This is a genomic window from Chryseobacterium echinoideorum (assembly GCF_007474535.1).
Lineage (GTDB): Bacteria > Bacteroidota > Bacteroidia > Flavobacteriales > Weeksellaceae > Chryseobacterium > Chryseobacterium echinoideorum.
In genome coordinates, this window is record NZ_VKNW01000001.1 from 446,250 (window position 1) to 461,881 (window position 15,632).

Here is a 15,632-nt window from a genome sequence, read left to right on the forward strand (position 1 = left end):
AATATAAGTAAGAATATTGCCCCGAATGTGGGGCAATATAATTTTATAAGCTAGAATTCATTTATACTTCTATAAATTTCTTTTTCTGGTGCTGATCTGGTAAAAAACATTTCTGACTGGCAAGCTTCATTCTGTTTTTTGAGATTTTATCGTAAATGCTGTCAGTGATTATTTTGGGAAATAAATTGGCAACAGAAGAAATTTTAAAAACCCCGCCCAGTAAATTGGCAATTTTGAGAACTGCTTTAGATTTCACGAGATAATACTGATGAGGTTTCCAAAGATACAATGTACTTAGTTCATTTGTATTTAAGCCTCTTTCTTTTAAAAATCGCTGTCCGAAATCTGATTGTAATGAAGCAAACATAAACTTATCGTTTTTATCGCGCTCCAAAATCCACTGCACCCAAAAATTGCAGAACCCACACTCTCCATCGTAGAAAACGATATGTTTTTCTTCCCATTTTTCCGGCATAGATTATTTCATTTTAATTTTGGTTTCTTCTATTTCTTTTTTGAAATATTGTATGAGTTCCTGTCTTTCGGCATCGGTAATTTTAGCATCCTGATGTCCGAGGTAATACGATTCTAATGGCATTTCGTGTTTTTCCAGCATTTCTACGCATTCTTCCATTTTGTGAATTTGTCTTTTAGGTTCATAAGTTGCAAAAATGGAAAAATTAAGATGTTTTCTACCTTCATCCACATGATTTTTAAGCCACCATGATACAGGCGCAATATTGGAGTACCATGGGTATTTTGTCTCATCCGAATGACAATCGTAACAAGAATTGCTGATCAAATTTGAAATCTTGGGAGAAGTGTTTTTTATTTTTAAAAAATCCATTCCGGGATTCAAAGGTTTGTTAGTTTTATCAATCGGGAAAAACTGAATCATGATGAAAGCAACCAATATTACAACAAGAATTTTTTTCATAAGGGAATTTTTTTTTCATTTATGGTAATTGAAGCTAATAAAACGTATAGCGAATTTCAATCTTATCCTAAAAATAATTTAAGCAATTAAAAGTACAAAAAAATAGTGGTTTTTTCATAGGTATTCAATTACAAAAAGCATTTTTATAAATTGTACATAATAAAGGCTTATCTTTGCAAAAAATTTTGGGCTTCGAAAGACGAAGTAACCCATTCTTAATTACAACGACAAAAGATTTGGAAACTAGCCACTTAAAGATTTTAAGGAAATCTATATAAGGGTTTTTATCCATTTTTTTGTCTAAAAGAAACAAATTTTATGTCAAATATTGTTGCCATTGTTGGGCGTCCCAACGTCGGAAAATCCACGTTATTTAATCGTTTATTAGAAAGGAGAGAAGCTATTGTAGATTCTACAGCAGGTGTTACCAGAGACCGTCATTACGGAAAATCTGATTGGATCGGAGTAGAATTTACCGTTATTGATACTGGTGGTTATGATGTGAATAATGATGATGCATTTCAGGGGGAAATTTCAAAACAGGTGCAGCTTGCCGTTGATGAAGCGACTTCAATTATTTTTATGCTGAATGTGGAAGAGGGGCTTACAGATACAGACTACGAAATACATGAGATGCTGAGAAGATCAAACAAGCCGGTGTATATTGTGGTTAATAAAGTAGATTCTTCTAAAGAAGAGCTGGATGCTACAGAATTTTATCAGCTTGGAATAGATAAATATTATACATTGTCATCTGCAACAGGAAGCGGAACCGGAGAATTGCTAGATGATGTGGTGAAAGATTTCCCGACTACAGAATACAAAGACCCTTTTGAAGGTCTTCCAAAAATTACAATTGCAGGTCGTCCTAACGTAGGAAAATCAACACTTACCAATGCCCTGCTTGATAAAGACCGCAATATTGTAACCGATGTTGCAGGGACTACGAGAGACAGTATTCAGACTTTATATAACAAATTCGGGCACGAATTCGTATTGGTAGATACTGCCGGAATGAGAAGGAAATCTAAAGTTTCGGAAGATCTTGAATTTTATTCCGTGATGCGTTCCATCCGTTCTATTGAATTTTCTGATGTGGTAATTATTATGGTGGATGCTACTCTGGGATGGGAATCTCAGGATATGAACATTTTCGGGCTGGCTCAGAAAAACAGAAAAGGTATCGTGATTGTGGTTAATAAATGGGATTTGGTTGAAGATAAAACTACCAATACGGTAAGAGACTTTGAAAAATCTATCAAAGACAAAATCGGTCAGTTCAGCGATATTCCGATTCTTTTTGTTTCAGCTTTAACGAAGCAAAGAATTTTAAAAGTAGTAGAAACAGCAATGACTGTTTACGAAGATCGCAAAAAGAAAATCAAAACTTCAAAACTGAATGAAGTGATGCTTCCTATCTTTGAAGCAACACCACCACCTGCAAATAAAGGAAAATACATTAAAATAAAATATTGTGTACAGCTTCCTACGCCATCACCTCAGTTTGTATTTTTCTGTAATTTACCGCAATATGTAAAAGAACCGTATAAAAGATTTACTGAAAACCAACTAAGAAAAGAATTCGGCTTTACCGGAGTTCCTATCGAAGTGTATTTCAGACAAAAATAAATTTTTAATCCCTTTCAGATTTTTCTGAGAGGGATTTTATTCTTCATTTAATATATATTAGATAAAAGCTTTTCAAAAATAATGAACACTATCGTTTTATCAGAACAATTTTCTTTAGTTAATTCTTGGATCAACGAACTTAGAAACGTAGAAATTCAGCATGATCGCATGAGATTTCGCCGAAATATGGAAAGAATTGGTGAAATTGCTGCTTTTGAGATCAGCAAAACTTTAGAACAGAAAGAAATTGAAATTCAGACTCCTTTAGATACAATTAAGGTGAAAGAAGTTGCTGTTCAGCCTGTAATAACCACCATTTTGAGAGCAGGAGTTCCTCTGTTTGAAGGAATTTTAAATTATCTTGACAAAGCAGATTGCGGATTCGTTGCTGCGTATAGAAAGCACGATGCGAACGATTATTTTTCCATCAAGCAGGATTATTTAACCTGTCCCAATATCGAAGGAAGACCTTTAATCGTTGCTGATCCGATGTTGGCAACAGGAGCTTCTTTAATTGAAGCAATCAAAGATCTTTTAACAAACGGAAACCCTTCCCAACTTCATATTGTGGCGGCAATTGCCTCAAAACAAGGTGTAGAAACTATCGAAAAAGCGTATCCGAATGCTAACATCTGGGTGGGAGCTATTGATGAAGATCTTACTTCAAAAGGTTATATTACTCCGGGATTAGGTGATGCAGGAGATTTGAGTTATGGTGAAAAGTTGCAGCGATAAACTTTAACTACAATCTTTCAAACCATAGACATTATATATCCATTGCCATAACTAAGACACTTATTTTATTATTTCCTTTCTTTAAAATTTCCCATGCAACGGAAGCCAGTGTGTTTCCTGTTGTAAATACATCATCAATAAGCAGAATGTGTTGGTCTTCAACTGTTTTGGTGACCGAAAATGTATTTTGGTTTTCTAACCGGCGCTTTTTGTCTTTTAACGCCTGTGCAGAAGAATAATAATTTCGTTTAATTAAAGTATGGTCAAAAGGAATTTGATATAACTGAGAAAGCTGTTCGGTAAACAGGTGAAGCTGATTATATCCTCTTTCTTTCGTTTTCTTAGGATGAAGTGGAACGGTAACCAATAAGTCTGGTTTTTCATCTTTAAAATCCAGATATTCAGAAGTCCATTCAGCTAAAATCTTTCCAACTTTTTCTCTGCTTTTATATTTTAATTCATGAATGATTTTACGGCTTAGACTTTCTTTTTCAAATTTCATCAGTGCGAAAGCCTTTTCCAATGGAAAAAGTAATGTACACCTTTCTTTTAATGAGTTTTCTGATAAAATATCATGATAAGTAAATTGAATCTGGCTAAAACATACTGGGCAAACCAGCTCTTCACTTTCAATAATCCGGTTGCATTCCAGACAGCGGTTAGGGAAAAATAAATCTAAAATCATTTGTGTATAATTTATAGCTAATTTAAGCTTATTATCACGATAAAAAAAAGTTACCACTGAAAAAATCAATGGTAACTTCCTTAAATATATTGAGTAAAATAATTTACTTAATTGGGTCTATGCATTTTCTAAAATGTATGAGAACATTAATGGAGCACAAATGGTAGCATCACTTTCAACAATAAATTTTGGTGTGGTGATATCTAGTTTCCCCCATGTAATTTTTTCATTAGGAACAGCTCCAGAATACGAACCGTAAGACGTTGTAGAATCCGAAATCTGACAGAAATACGACCAGAAAGGAATGTCATGCATTTCCATATCCTGATAAAGCATAGGAACTACACAGATTGGGAAATCTCCCGCAATTCCACCACCGATCTGGAAAAATCCAACACCTTTTCCTCCGGAATTTTTGGTATACCAGTCTGCGAGGTAAGTCATATATTCAATTCCTGATTTCATAGTGGTCGCTTTCAGCTCACCTTTGATGCAGTAAGAAGCAAAAATATTTCCCATGGTAGAATCTTCCCATCCCGGAACTACAATCGGAAGATTTTTCTCGGCTGCAGCAATCATCCATGAGTTTTCTCTTGGAATTTCGTAATACTGTTCCAAAACTCCGGAAAGAATCATTTGATACATAAATTCATGCGGGAAATATCTTTCACCTTTAGCTTCGGCATCCTTCCAGATTTCTACAATATGTTTCTGTAGTCTTCGGAAAGCTTCTTCTTCAGGGATACACGTGTCAGTTACTCTGTTTAGACCTCTTTCTAAAAGATCCCATTCGTCCTGAGCTGTTAAATCTCTGTAATGAGGAACTCTTTCATAATGAGAATGAGCGACAAGATTCATCAGATCTTCTTCAAGATTGGCTCCTGTGCAGGAAATAAAATCAACTTTTCCCTGGCGGATCATCTCAGCTAAGATTTTTCCTAATTCTGCTGTAGACATTGCTCCTGCAAGGGTAATCATCATTTTTCCGCCGTCTTTAAGGTGGGCAACGTATCCTTTTGATGCGTCTACCAAAGCAGCTGCATTGAAGTGCAGATAATATTTTTCTATAAACTCGGTAATCGGCTTGCTCATTATTTTATTTTTTGCAAAGATAAAATTTAAAAACGGAAAGTAGCGGCTGCGCTCAAAGAAAGTCTTGTTAAACCTTCTTTTTCTTCTCCTAAATCTACTGTTGTTCCGTTCATTTTCATTTTGCTTAAAGTTCCGCCGGTCATCCCGATTTTTGGTCCTATAAATATATTGTTGGTAACGGCATATTGGTAGGCAAAATTGATTTCAGCACCTAAACTTGAGCCTGTTCCTTTGATGTTGCTTGTTGTAGTATTGTAGGTAATAACTCCTAATGCAACGTCATAAAATAGTTTGTGCTTTGTGTCGCTACTGAAATTTGAAAACATATATGCAGCTCCTATGAAGTGGATCTGATCTTTGGTACTTACGTTTCCTGAAATGTTTTGCCCATTAATATCCTGTACGGTAATTTTTCCGTTGCTTGAGGCGAAATATCCTGAATATTTTAATCCGACACCACTATTTCCTTTGATGATATAATAAGCAGAAACTCCTACATCCACACCGCTTTTCAATCCTTTCAGATAATCTCTTGTGTCTTTTGAGATTCCTGAAGGCATTTTAGCAAGTCTCCACGCATATCCTACCGAAGGAATGATTGCAACCTTAGATTCCGAAACTTTTACTTCTGTATCCTGTGCTGAAAAAAGAAATGGAGCGAAAATAACTCCGGCAATTATTAGTTTTTTAAACATTCTTAAATTTTTTTTGCAAAAATATAAATTTTATCTAAATAGAGGGATTTAATATCTGAATTTTCTGTTTTCTTTTTTCTCGGAAATTTTCTTTTTATTTTCCAGACGTTTTTCAATTTTTCCTTTGCTGGGTTTGGTAGCAATTCTTTTTTTAGGAATAATCAATGCAAGATGTACAATTTCCTGAATTTTTTCGGCTGCAATTTTTTTATTCTGCAGCTGGGTTCTGCTTTCTGAAACAGTGAATTGTAAAATGCCTTCGGAATTTATTCTGTTTTTAAGCTTGAAAAAAATTCTTTCTTTTTCAATTTCGGTAAAAACGGCAGAATCTTCTACCTTCCACATGACGGTTACAGAAGTTTCTACTTTGTTGACGTTTTGCCCGCCGCTTCCGCTGCTTCGTGAGGTTTTGTAAGAAAGCTCGTGCTGGAATTTTTTCATGCTTAAATGGGAAATATCTTTTTTAAATTAATTTTAAAACTTCTCGTCTTAAAACTTTTCCGTTTTCTGATCTGGGAAATTTTTCTAAAAATAAAATTTCTTTTGGACTATGAAATTTACTTTCGTAATTAATCTGAGAAAGATGGTGATTAATTTCGTTGTCTGTATTTCCTTCAATTACCAAAACCAGTTTTTCACCTAATTTTTCATCTGGCTTTCCGATAAATATCAAATCTCTGTCAATATTTTTTTTAACTAGATTTTCGAGTTCTTCAGGAAAAATTTTCACTCCTCCGGAATTGATGACGTTATCATATCTTCCTAAAAATATGAATTGTTTTTCGCTGATTAATTCTACAATATCATTTGTTTGCAGAACTTCTGGGTTGAGTTTTGGGGCAGCAATTGTAAGGCATTTTCTTTCATCTGTAGAGATTTTAACGCCATCCAAAATTGTAAAAAACTCTTCCTGCACAGGATAAATTTGTTTTAATGCAATATGAGAAAGCGTTTCAGACATTCCGTAAGTTTCGAAAATTCGGTTTGATGAGTTAGATTTCAGTAAGATTTGAAATATTTTTTTCTTCAGTGATTCTGAAACAGAAGCTCCGCCAATAATTAAATTTTTGATCCATTGAATTCTGTTCAAAGAGTTCTCTACCTGCAAAGGAGTCATTGCGCAAAAATCTATAAAATCGTTTATATCCAGCAGCGGATTTAGGGAAGGTTCCTTTATTGTCAACATAAGTTTTCTTTCAAAGCTTCTTGCGATCATCATTTTTCCTGAGATATATTCAATGGGGAGGCACAGCAAAGCTGAGTTTTCTTTTTTTAAATTTAAAAAATCGCAGGTCATTTTTGCGGAACTTATCATTCTGTTTTTTTCAATTTCGAAAATTTTGGGGATTCCGGTAGAGCCGGATGTCTGAATTTTGACTTTTTCTGAGTCAGACAGCCATTCTTCTAAAAAAAAAATGATTTTTTTTTCAAATTTATTTTCGGGATTTAATTGATTAATTTTGAGATTATTGAAGTCAATTTTCACTTTGTATGCCTTATAAATTCTGAGTAAATTTAAAAAAAAGTTTTAAAAGTATTTGCAAATAAACAAAAACGCTGTATATTTGCACCACAAAACAAACAGAGACCCATGGTGTAGCGGTAACACTACTGATTTTGGTTCAGTCATCTGGGGTTCGAATCCCTGTGGGTCTACAATTTCATTTGATAATCAGTGAATTGTGAATTTTACAGCCACTTTTACAGCCAATAATTGGAGTAAAGTGGCTGTTTTTATTTAATGATATTGTATGAGATTCAAATTTCATAATTTTGATACTATAGTTTCCTTTTCAGCAGAATTACTTCACTTTCAACAATCCCGCTAAATCTTTAAAATAATTTTCCGACCAAATATCCAAAACTTTCGGATCGGGAATAAAACGGCTTACATCATTTTTTGCGATTTCAAAATTTACGGTTTCTATGCGCTGGTTTAACAGTTCGCGAAATTCGTCCTCGGTCATCGTTTCTTTTTCCCAGTCTCTGCTGTCGACTGCACGCATTTTGAAATGTTCCAGATTCAGTTTCACGCCTTTTCGGATATACCATTCCATATCGAACCAGTCGCGGCCTTTCACATTGTTTCCCCATTTCCTCAAAAGCAGTGCGTGCATTTTCCCGGCAAATAAATTCTCAATTGAAAAACATTTTACATAAAACGAAAACGGCTTCAAAAGTAGTTTCTCCTCGGTTTCAAAACCCAAAGGCGGCTTCGTATCAACTTCAATTTTTATTTTTAAACCAATGCTTTCCTTCAAGCCCATTTGTGGCAAAACCGTTTCTAAAATAAGTTCGCTCCACAAAGTTTCAGATTTTAAAAAGGCAGATTCAATATCGGACTGAACAGATTTTTCTTTCGTCTTCATGCTCACCTTCATTCCCTGAGCCAGAAATTCGTCTTCGATTGCCTTCAGGTAATTATTCAAATGAAAATCTTCATCTCTGCTTAGCAAAGAAAAGTCTAAATCCTCGGAAAAGCGGTTCAGCCCGTAAAATATCCTCAAAGCCGTGCCGCCATAAAACGCTGCCTTTGAGAAGAAGCCGCCTCTCGACAAGCCTGCCAAAGCCAGTTGCTGCATTATCTCTCGCAATGCCTGTTTGTAATCTTCTCCGGTTTTTGGCTGATATTCCTCGATCCAGTCCTTTATCATAATTTTTCAATGGCTTTTATTAAAAACTTCAGCGAATCCTCTTTTGGCACTCCAGGAATCCAACTCTGCATTTCTGCGGTGTTTAATTCCTTTAGTTGGCTTTCATCCATCCGCATATTTTCCAGCATAAAGGTTTTGGCCGATTCCACGCTCCGGAAAATCATTCCCCGCGTTGTAACGACTTTATCCAATATTGCTTTTTCTGCCGTCGCCAATAAAGCAAACTGGCTTTCTCGTAATTCAACCTGTTCAATTCCAAACGCGTAATAAGGTGTCGGGACTTTTTTAAACTCAAAATTTCCGAGTTGATTTTTGAAATTTTTGGAAGGCTTCATAGTCATCGAGACAATGCTGAAAACTTTCTCGGGAATAATTTCACGGTAGGACAGTGCCGATTCCGCCGAGATATAACTCGGTCCATATATCGCGTTTGCAACAGCGAAAGGCTCCGGAAGCAGTTCGGAATTAAGGATATACAGGCCTTTTTTTAAAGATAACAATTCTCTTTTCTGAATCATTTCGTGAATTTTGTCGTTCGGTCTTTTGTAGTCATTCAACAGCGACAACATCACCGAGTGAGGAATCGGTTGGGATTGGAAGGCTGATATTTCTCTTTCAAAATTCACATTACAAATGTAAAAAATAAAACAGATAATCGGATAATTTCCGATTATCTGTTTTTTAAATTACGAAAATTAGTGGGTAGGATTTACAGAGATAAGGCTTTAAAAATTATTATAAGTCTGTTCCTGTTAAGTCATCATCCAACGCAGAAGTGATATCTTCTTTGGTTTCGGGGAAGACAAGGGAAAGAACTACCGATATTATCAAAATACCTGCAACAATTCCCAATGAAACTGGTGAAGAAATATGATAGAAAGGTGCGATTACCATTTTCACACCAATAAAGCCTAACACAAATGCCAAACCATACGGAAGTTTGCTGAACATATGGATAAAATTTGCCAATAGAAAATAGAGCGACCTTAATCCCAGAATTGCAAAAATATTTGAAGTATAAAGAATAAATGGATCATCTGAAATTGCAAAAATAGCCGGTATGGAATCTACCGCAAACAGCAAATCTGTAAACTCAATTACCGCAATAACGGTAAGAAGTGGGGTTGCCATTTTAATTCCGTTTTGAACAGTGAAAAATTTTCCTCCGTCAAAATTATCGCTCACTTTGTAAAATCTTCTTACGAGTTTAGCACCGGCAGAATTACTAAAATCCTGCTCCTCTTCGTCATCGCCACCGCTTGCTTCCATCCAAGATTTAATTCCGGCATAAATAAGAAAAATACCAAAACCAGTAAGAATCAAATTTATATTCCATTTTAAAGGTGCTATTCCTGCCATTTCCAATAAAGGATTGAGATAAGTGAGGTTTATTAGTCCTACACCTGCAAAAATGAATATCGCCCTGAAAACCAACGCTCCGATAATCCCCCAAAATAATACCTTGTGGTGTAGTATTTTTGGCACATTGAAAAACGAAAAAACGAGAATAAAGACAAATAGATTATCAACTGACAATGCTTTTTCGATCCAATAGGCACTTTGGAATTGTGTGAATTTCTCAATTGCGACTTCGTGTCCGCCTGCATCCTGGTTATAAACCCAATACACGACCCCGGAAAAAGCCATAGCAAACGAAATCCATACAATCGTCCAGATTGTGGCTTCTTTGGAAGAAACTTCGTGCTCTTTTTTATTAAATACTCCTAAATCCAGCAGAAGCATAATTACTACTAAAACCGCAAAGCCGACAATTAGCCCCGGGTGCAAATTGATAATACTGTTATCCATTTAATTAATTTTTATTTGTTAAAGTTACATAGATTAATCTGCCACCTTCTTCCAGAGAAAGCAGAATTTTTTTCCCTTCGGTGAGTTCCACCATTGAGTTTACAGGTATTTCTTTATTTTCAGATAAATCCTTCATTCCCTGCAAAGTTTGGTTTACCAACACCCATTTATTTTGGTGAAAGGTGAAATATCCTACTGGTTTTTTATCTTCGGCGGTAAGGCTTTCATTGCGGATCATTTTTTTGGAAGTATGCCATTTGAACAGATACTGGTTATGGTATACCATAATCCTGTGGTTTTCCGGCTTCCAAACATCGCCGTTTACCTTGCTGTAAAGATCTAAAACAGGAAGCGTTCCTTTATGAGGCGTTCCGCAAAACGGACATTTAGGCTTGGACGAATTGTCAAAAACATACCATTTCTCATCACAATTAAGGTTACTGCAAGGCTGGATTAAATCAACGGTTTTTAGAAGTGCGGTTTCCCATTCATTAGCGATTGGTCTCTGCATCGGATTTTGCAAACCGTCTATAAATGCCCTGCGAAATAACGCGCTCAAATATGGTCCCGTGACAGTATAAGGCAGTTTTTCAGGCTCGCCCCAAAACAGGTTCCATTTTTTTAATTGATCCGGCTTTACTCGGTTTGTATTATCTGTCGGGTGTTCTACAAAAATTGCTTTTTCTCCCATCGCCAAAACCTCGTCCTTTTCAGAGTCCAAATCCCAGACTTTTCCTCCGCGCAAAGGGTGACGCCGCAGTAAATACATATAAATCAGCACCGCTAAAGCGTGCAGATCAGTCTTTTGGTTGGGTAATTTTCTGCTCGGATCCGTAATCGGGAGGTGTTTTGTAGCCAAAACTTCCGGCGCAATAAAATCTGCCGTCCCAATAACATCGGGTGGAAAAAGACCAGGGACCACTAAACCATCAATATCAATAATGGAGGCGGATTTCGTGACCGGATCCACCAAAACATTATTGTAGGACAAATCCGAATGCGCCAATCCCATTTGGTGCATTTTTTTTACACCGCGACAAATGTTGATACAAATTTGAAAGTAACTTAACCAGTCGCCAAGTTCAGATTTATCCAGTGCAAGCGGATACTTTTTGTTTCTAAAAGAGGGTGTTGTAAACCATTTCCCAACCTTCTCACCGCCTTTTACGGAATCGTTGGAAGTATAACCTTTAGCGAAGAAAAATTTGCTTTGGTAAATCGGCACAACCACGCCCAATTTACCGTCTTTTTCCACCACATCTGTTGGCCAGCGGAAAATTTCATCCAGCCAAAAATTTGGCACCGTTCCATTTTGAATATTAATAAGATAATCTTTGGCAATTTTTGTAATCCTTTCCTTTTGTTGCTGATATTCTAAAGGAGTTTGCGGTTTATTTTTGTTTTGCCTGTAAAAACCAATTACATACTTTCTGTCCGGTGCGAAATAGACATCTTTTACACCGCCTGCTTTCGGGTTGCCGTCATCCACATATTCGTAGGATTTGGAGGAGTCTATTATTGAGTTTACCTTTATTGTCGCCATAATCAATAATATTAATAAATTATCGCCAAAGTGCGGTCGTCGTGGTTGCCTTTATTCCAGAAATCCATCCATTTCAGCAACTGATTTTCAATATCTTCATCATTTTTGAAATCCACTTTTGCCAAATCCTCATTTTTTCCGTCCAAATCCTCCAGGAAAATATTCCAGGCGTTTAAATCTTCCAGTTTATTTTCTGTTACGAATTTTGGATCGTAAATTCCATCTGTCATCAGGACTAACTTGGAAAAGTCGTCATATTTATTAATGGAAAACCTTGCGCCCATATTTGGATTTGAAAAAATTTCCGGCATTGTGATAAACCTTGTTCCTCCGCCAAAATCTCCAACATCCATCATATTCAGAAGTTCAACATTTTGATTATCTGCGGAAATGATATTTATAGGGCAATCTCCAACACCAAAAGACAAAACTGCATATCCAAATTCAAATTTCTTTACCAAAGTAAAAATCAGCGTGGTGTTAAGGTCTTTGAGAGTAAGGCTGTTTTCTTGTGCGGTTTCGTTCAGTTTTTTGTGAACATTCAAAACCTCTTTGTATAAAGTATTGACAATGCCGGATTTTGCAGATTTTTCTAACGAAGGTTTTTCGCTCGGTTCCGGTTCTCTAGGCTCGATATTTTCAGTTTCGGAAATTGAATTTGCATCGTCTGAATTTTCTCCATCTAAATTTTCGACTTCAGTTTCCTGTGTTATTTCAAGACTATTTTCTGTTGGGGAAAAATAATTTCGAAGCAAACCGTCCAAAGAAACCATCAGTTCCTCATTATTGAACTGTTCACATAAAAATTCTGTTGCAATCTTGGAGCCTTCTCTCGCATAAGAAGCAGAACCAGCCCCGTCTGCCACGGCAGCAATTGCCCAACCCTGCGGTAAAGATTTTACGCAAAAATGATCGTCCCGGAATTTTCCTTCGTGGGCGTGCGATCTTCCTCTTCGTGAAGCAACAACATATTTTTTGTCGAGAAAAGTCCCTTTTTCTGCAACATCATCAGGTTTTGCCCATTTAGAATCAGGGTCGCTCGCGATATTTTTCCACAGATCTTTAGGGTCTGAATTGATAATAAAAGGCACAACCTTTATGTCTTCTGCCAAATTCTCGTCCTGTTTATGGAAGAAAACAATATGCAAATCTGTAGAGCCTGCGATTACTGGTTTGCCAAAAATTCTCCCTTCTTTTGGGTCAAATTCAAGTCCCAGAGAATCCAGGTTGCGGATTTCAGTGATTGCAATATTGGGAAAGTCTTCCAGGTTCAGTTGGAAGTTATAATCTTTTTTGGCATTGGCATTTTCTATAATAAAATGCCTCTCCTTAAATTCTTCTTTTTCTTTTGAAATCACAAACAGGTTGATTATTTGTTGTTTAACTTCTGTTATTTGGTCGGAAAGAGCCTTGATTTTGTTACTGTCCACCAATTTTTCTATGGCTTTATCCGTTGCTTTAGACTGTGTAATCCCGAATTCGGCGATAAGTACTTTTAGAAATTCTTCCATACTAGCCTAAAGTTCTTCCTATGTCAAAACTTTCGTCGGAAATTCCGTAGTAACCTTCGTTTCCACACCAAGGGCATTTGCTCGCGCCTTGTCCGGAAATACAGTGGATTCCCCCGCATTGGCAGGTTGCTAATCCGTAATTATTGCCACAGCAAGGGCAACTCGGGTTTCCGCGCAGTTCGTCAGAATTTATTTTGAGTTTGGTGGAACCGCCTTCAGAAAGTTCGCGGTAGGCATTATCGTCAATTTTATACGCTCCTTCTATTTGGTAATAGCGCGTGGAAAATCCCGGAACCGACGATTCTTCCGTGTCTTTTTTAAATTTAATCAAATAAGATTTATCGGTATTGGAGCATTTCCCATTAAGAACCACAAAATTATTATCCGGAACAGAATGGTTTTTGGATAAATCAATCTCTTTCACCACGCCGGAATTGGCTTTAGAAAGGTTGATTCCTTCCTTATTTTCGTTAGTTACCTGTTCGCTTGTCGCTTTTATAGACGCGGTCACCCATTTAAAGAAATCTTTGTAAGCCTGTGCATTGGTATTGTTGAATAGCAAAACCTGATCGGTAATTTTGCCTAAAAGATTGTAGTTGGTATTATCACCAATAGAAATCGCAACCATATTGCATTTGCTGCGGTAGTTATTATTCCAACGCTGAATTTCAGAATCCGGATTGTCGGTAGGAATTCCGTCCGTGAAAAGAAAAACGACAGGCTTCCAGTCGCCTTTTTTCTCAAAAGTAGTTTTCACAATATCTCGGTCGAAAGACGCCATAAGTTCGGACAAGCCTTTTGAAAGGGAAGTGCCGCTCCCGACCGGAATTTTTGGCGGATAAAAAGTAATAATATCCTGCAAAGGCGTGATAATCTTACTTTTACCGGCAAAACCGATAATGGAAACCCAAACTGTTTCTAATGCATAAGGATCGGTTTTCAGTTCCTTGATAATTGTGGCGATACCTTCCTGAACCTGCTCAATTGGCTCACCAACCATAGATTCTGAAATATCGATAAGAAAATAGATAGGTAATCTTCTCATAATTTTTTGTTTTTTTAAATTATCAAATTAAGTTCGCTTGGCGGTGGTGGCAGTTGCACACCTTCACCGGTACCTTGGGATTTGCTTCCCATTTCAATGGAAGAACTTACCCATTTAAAGAATGTCGTGAGTGTATTGCTGTCGGTAGTGTCCAGTTTTACCACATCGTCGGTGAGTTCCTGCAAAAAAGAGACTTCCGCTTTTGGTCCCGCCGCGCAACCTACGATTACACCAAAATCCAACGCTTTAATTTTCGGAATCCATTCTCTATATTTCTGTAAATCAGAGGGTTTTCCATCTGTAAAAATAAAAAGCAACGGCTTCCAGTCTCCTTTTCTTTCCGACGAGCCTTTTACGATTTCGGACGAAATGAGATTGTGAACCATTTCCAACGCTTCACCGGTATGTGTAGGACCACTTTCCGGACAGGTAATTTCTATATCCTGATAACTTGCAATATCCGTAAGCGGAACCAGATTTTTTACCTCTCTGTCAAAAGTTATCACACTGATATACAGTGAATCCATTGCTTGCGGATCTGACCGAAGCATACTTATAAGTCCGCCGAATCCGTTATTCAGTGCGTGAATCGGCTCCCCGTTCATAGAGCCGGAAGTATCTAAAAGGAAATACGCTAAAAGTCGTCTGCTCATATTTTTAGGAAACGATTATCAGTTCGGAAGGAGGTGGCGGAAGTTGTTCAATTTTAGTCAAATCGATCCCCGACTCTTCAACTTTTGTGGAAGTCGTAGAAATAGACGCAGTAACCCATTTGAAAAATGATTCAATACTCGCAGAATCAGCACTGTCCAAACGCACAACGGATTCTGTAATTTGTTTTAAAACAGTATCATCCGCACCTTGTCCGGCGGCGCAGCCCACGATAAGTCCTTTGTTTACAGTTTTTAATTTGTTTAATCCTGAATGCCAATCATCAGTAGGAACACCGTCCGTCATTATGAAGGTAAGTGGTTTCCAGTCGCCTTTTTGCTCCGTGGTGGTTTTTGTAATTTCGGATTGCATCTTGTCGGCCAAAAGTGAAAGCGCCGCACCAAGGGAAGTTGTTCCCTGCGCTTTGATATCCACCATTTGAAACGAAGCCAAATCTGTAAGGGGAATAATCTGTTTCGCATCGACATCGAAAGTAATAATGCTCACATAAGCCGTTTCTATGGCCTGTGGATTTTGGCGTAATGAGTGCATCATCATCTGCACACCGTTTTTCACGGCTTCGATAGGTTCGCCCGTCATAGAGCCTGAAGTGTCAAGTAATAAATATACCGGTAGTCTTCTCATA

Annotated in this window: 17 protein-coding genes and 1 tRNA gene; 3 read left to right on the plus strand and 15 right to left on the minus strand. The window is 37.1% G+C overall.

What is annotated here, in order from left to right; translation table 11 throughout:
* Positions 1-61: 61 nt before the first annotated feature.
* Together FOL89_RS01835 and FOL89_RS01840 are read right to left on the minus strand one after the other, a co-directional pair.
* A complete protein-coding gene (locus FOL89_RS01835; RefSeq protein WP_144281142.1) occupies positions 62-475 on the minus strand; it encodes a thiol-disulfide oxidoreductase DCC family protein in 414 nt (137 codons plus the stop codon).
* A 3-nt stretch (positions 476-478) separates the two neighbouring features.
* A complete protein-coding gene (locus FOL89_RS01840) occupies positions 479-937 on the minus strand; it encodes a heme-binding domain-containing protein (RefSeq protein ID WP_144281143.1) in 459 nt (152 codons plus the stop codon).
* 318 nt (positions 938-1,255) lie between these two features.
* Here FOL89_RS01840 and der point away from each other — a divergent pair, with 318 nt between their 5' ends.
* Both der and upp read left to right on the plus strand, forming a co-directional pair.
* On the plus strand, positions 1,256-2,566 hold the full coding sequence (gene der, locus FOL89_RS01845; protein WP_144281144.1) for a ribosome biogenesis GTPase Der: 1,311 nt from the start codon (positions 1,256-1,258) through the stop codon (positions 2,564-2,566).
* An 81-nt stretch (positions 2,567-2,647) separates the two neighbouring features.
* Entirely contained in the window at positions 2,648-3,301 is a 654-nt protein-coding gene (upp, locus tag FOL89_RS01850; protein WP_144281145.1) for a uracil phosphoribosyltransferase, read from the plus strand.
* Positions 3,302-3,332: 31 nt separating this feature from the next.
* On the opposite strand, the gene FOL89_RS01855 is transcribed toward upp, so the two are convergent.
* From FOL89_RS01855 to FOL89_RS01875, 5 genes are all read right to left on the minus strand, one after another.
* Positions 3,333-3,986 carry a ComF family protein gene (locus FOL89_RS01855; RefSeq protein WP_144281146.1) on the minus strand — a complete coding sequence of 218 codons (654 nt, stop codon included), beginning with the start codon at positions 3,984-3,986 and terminating at the stop codon, positions 3,333-3,335.
* A gap of 117 nt (positions 3,987-4,103) precedes the next feature.
* A complete protein-coding gene (locus tag FOL89_RS01860; RefSeq protein WP_144281147.1) occupies positions 4,104-5,078 on the minus strand; it encodes a deoxyhypusine synthase family protein in 975 nt (324 codons plus the stop codon).
* A 26-nt stretch (positions 5,079-5,104) separates the two neighbouring features.
* Positions 5,105-5,773 carry a hypothetical protein gene (locus tag FOL89_RS01865; protein ID WP_144281148.1) on the minus strand — a complete coding sequence of 223 codons (669 nt, stop codon included), beginning with the start codon at positions 5,771-5,773 and terminating at the stop codon, positions 5,105-5,107.
* Positions 5,774-5,821: 48 nt separating this feature from the next.
* On the minus strand, positions 5,822-6,214 hold the full coding sequence (arfB, locus tag FOL89_RS01870) for an alternative ribosome rescue aminoacyl-tRNA hydrolase ArfB (protein WP_144281149.1): 393 nt from the start codon (positions 6,212-6,214) through the stop codon (positions 5,822-5,824).
* 22 nt (positions 6,215-6,236) lie between these two features.
* Positions 6,237-7,259: an acyl-CoA synthetase family protein gene (locus FOL89_RS01875; protein WP_144281150.1), complete on the minus strand. Its 1,023-nt coding sequence runs from the start codon at positions 7,257-7,259 to the stop codon at positions 6,237-6,239.
* Positions 7,260-7,358: 99 nt separating this feature from the next.
* On the opposite strand from FOL89_RS01875, the gene FOL89_RS01880 reads away from it, so the two are divergent.
* Positions 7,359-7,429 (plus strand) — tRNA-Gln (locus FOL89_RS01880).
* 146 nt (positions 7,430-7,575) lie between these two features.
* On the opposite strand, the gene FOL89_RS01885 is transcribed toward FOL89_RS01880, so the two are convergent.
* The 8 genes from FOL89_RS01885 to FOL89_RS01920 all read right to left on the minus strand — a co-directional run bounded on the left by FOL89_RS01885 (position 7,576) and on the right by FOL89_RS01920 (position 15,631).
* Positions 7,576-8,427: a nucleotidyl transferase AbiEii/AbiGii toxin family protein gene (locus FOL89_RS01885; RefSeq protein WP_144281151.1), complete on the minus strand. Its 852-nt coding sequence runs from the start codon at positions 8,425-8,427 to the stop codon at positions 7,576-7,578.
* The gene (locus tag FOL89_RS01890) at positions 8,424-9,053 is read right to left on the minus strand and encodes a type IV toxin-antitoxin system AbiEi family antitoxin domain-containing protein (protein ID WP_144281152.1); all 630 of its coding nucleotides are present in this window, start codon (positions 9,051-9,053) and stop codon (positions 8,424-8,426) included. The genes FOL89_RS01885 and FOL89_RS01890 overlap by 4 nt, the downstream gene beginning before the upstream one ends.
* Before the next feature lie 109 nt (positions 9,054-9,162).
* Positions 9,163-10,236: a TerC family protein gene (locus tag FOL89_RS01895; protein WP_144281153.1), complete on the minus strand. Its 1,074-nt coding sequence runs from the start codon at positions 10,234-10,236 to the stop codon at positions 9,163-9,165.
* Positions 10,237-10,240: 4 nt separating this feature from the next.
* Positions 10,241-11,779 (minus strand): helix-hairpin-helix domain-containing protein, encoded by a 1,539-nt coding sequence (locus FOL89_RS01900; RefSeq protein ID WP_144281154.1) that lies wholly within the window; start codon positions 11,777-11,779, stop codon positions 10,241-10,243.
* An 11-nt stretch (positions 11,780-11,790) separates the two neighbouring features.
* A complete protein-coding gene (locus FOL89_RS01905) occupies positions 11,791-13,290 on the minus strand; it encodes a PP2C family serine/threonine-protein phosphatase (protein ID WP_144281155.1) in 1,500 nt (499 codons plus the stop codon).
* Between the two features lies 1 nt (position 13,291).
* Positions 13,292-14,335 (minus strand): TerY-C metal binding domain-containing protein, encoded by a 1,044-nt coding sequence (locus FOL89_RS01910; RefSeq protein WP_144281156.1) that lies wholly within the window; start codon positions 14,333-14,335, stop codon positions 13,292-13,294.
* Between the two features lie 14 nt (positions 14,336-14,349).
* Positions 14,350-14,988: a vWA domain-containing protein gene (locus FOL89_RS01915; protein ID WP_144281157.1), complete on the minus strand. Its 639-nt coding sequence runs from the start codon at positions 14,986-14,988 to the stop codon at positions 14,350-14,352.
* Between the two features lie 4 nt (positions 14,989-14,992).
* A complete protein-coding gene (locus FOL89_RS01920) occupies positions 14,993-15,631 on the minus strand; it encodes a vWA domain-containing protein (protein WP_144281158.1) in 639 nt (212 codons plus the stop codon).
* Position 15,632: the final 1 nt, after the last annotated feature.

Bases quoted from the DNA above. Each gene is read 5' to 3' on its own strand.
- FOL89_RS01915 (WP_144281157.1), bottom strand. From the start codon at position 14,988: ATGAGCAGACGACTTTTAGCGTATTTCCTTTTAGATACTTCCGGCTCT.
- FOL89_RS01835 (WP_144281142.1), bottom strand. From the start codon at position 475: ATGCCGGAAAAATGGGAAGAAAAACATATCGTTTTCTACGATGGAGAG.
- FOL89_RS01905 (WP_144281155.1), bottom strand. From the start codon at position 13,290: ATGGAAGAATTTCTAAAAGTACTTATCGCCGAATTCGGGATTACACAG.
- der (WP_144281144.1), top strand. From the start codon at position 1,256: ATGTCAAATATTGTTGCCATTGTTGGGCGTCCCAACGTCGGAAAATCC.
- FOL89_RS01895 (WP_144281153.1), bottom strand. From the start codon at position 10,236: ATGGATAACAGTATTATCAATTTGCACCCGGGGCTAATTGTCGGCTTT.
- FOL89_RS01840 (WP_144281143.1), bottom strand. From the start codon at position 937: ATGAAAAAAATTCTTGTTGTAATATTGGTTGCTTTCATCATGATTCAG.
- upp (WP_144281145.1), top strand. From the start codon at position 2,648: ATGAACACTATCGTTTTATCAGAACAATTTTCTTTAGTTAATTCTTGG.
- arfB (WP_144281149.1), bottom strand. From the start codon at position 6,214: ATGAAAAAATTCCAGCACGAGCTTTCTTACAAAACCTCACGAAGCAGC.
- FOL89_RS01900 (WP_144281154.1), bottom strand. From the start codon at position 11,779: ATGGCGACAATAAAGGTAAACTCAATAATAGACTCCTCCAAATCCTAC.
- FOL89_RS01885 (WP_144281151.1), bottom strand. From the start codon at position 8,427: ATGATAAAGGACTGGATCGAGGAATATCAGCCAAAAACCGGAGAAGAT.
- FOL89_RS01865 (WP_144281148.1), bottom strand. From the start codon at position 5,773: ATGTTTAAAAAACTAATAATTGCCGGAGTTATTTTCGCTCCATTTCTT.
- FOL89_RS01910 (WP_144281156.1), bottom strand. From the start codon at position 14,335: ATGAGAAGATTACCTATCTATTTTCTTATCGATATTTCAGAATCTATG.
- FOL89_RS01855 (WP_144281146.1), bottom strand. From the start codon at position 3,986: ATGATTTTAGATTTATTTTTCCCTAACCGCTGTCTGGAATGCAACCGG.
- FOL89_RS01860 (WP_144281147.1), bottom strand. From the start codon at position 5,078: ATGAGCAAGCCGATTACCGAGTTTATAGAAAAATATTATCTGCACTTC.
- FOL89_RS01920 (WP_144281158.1), bottom strand. From the start codon at position 15,631: ATGAGAAGACTACCGGTATATTTATTACTTGACACTTCAGGCTCTATG.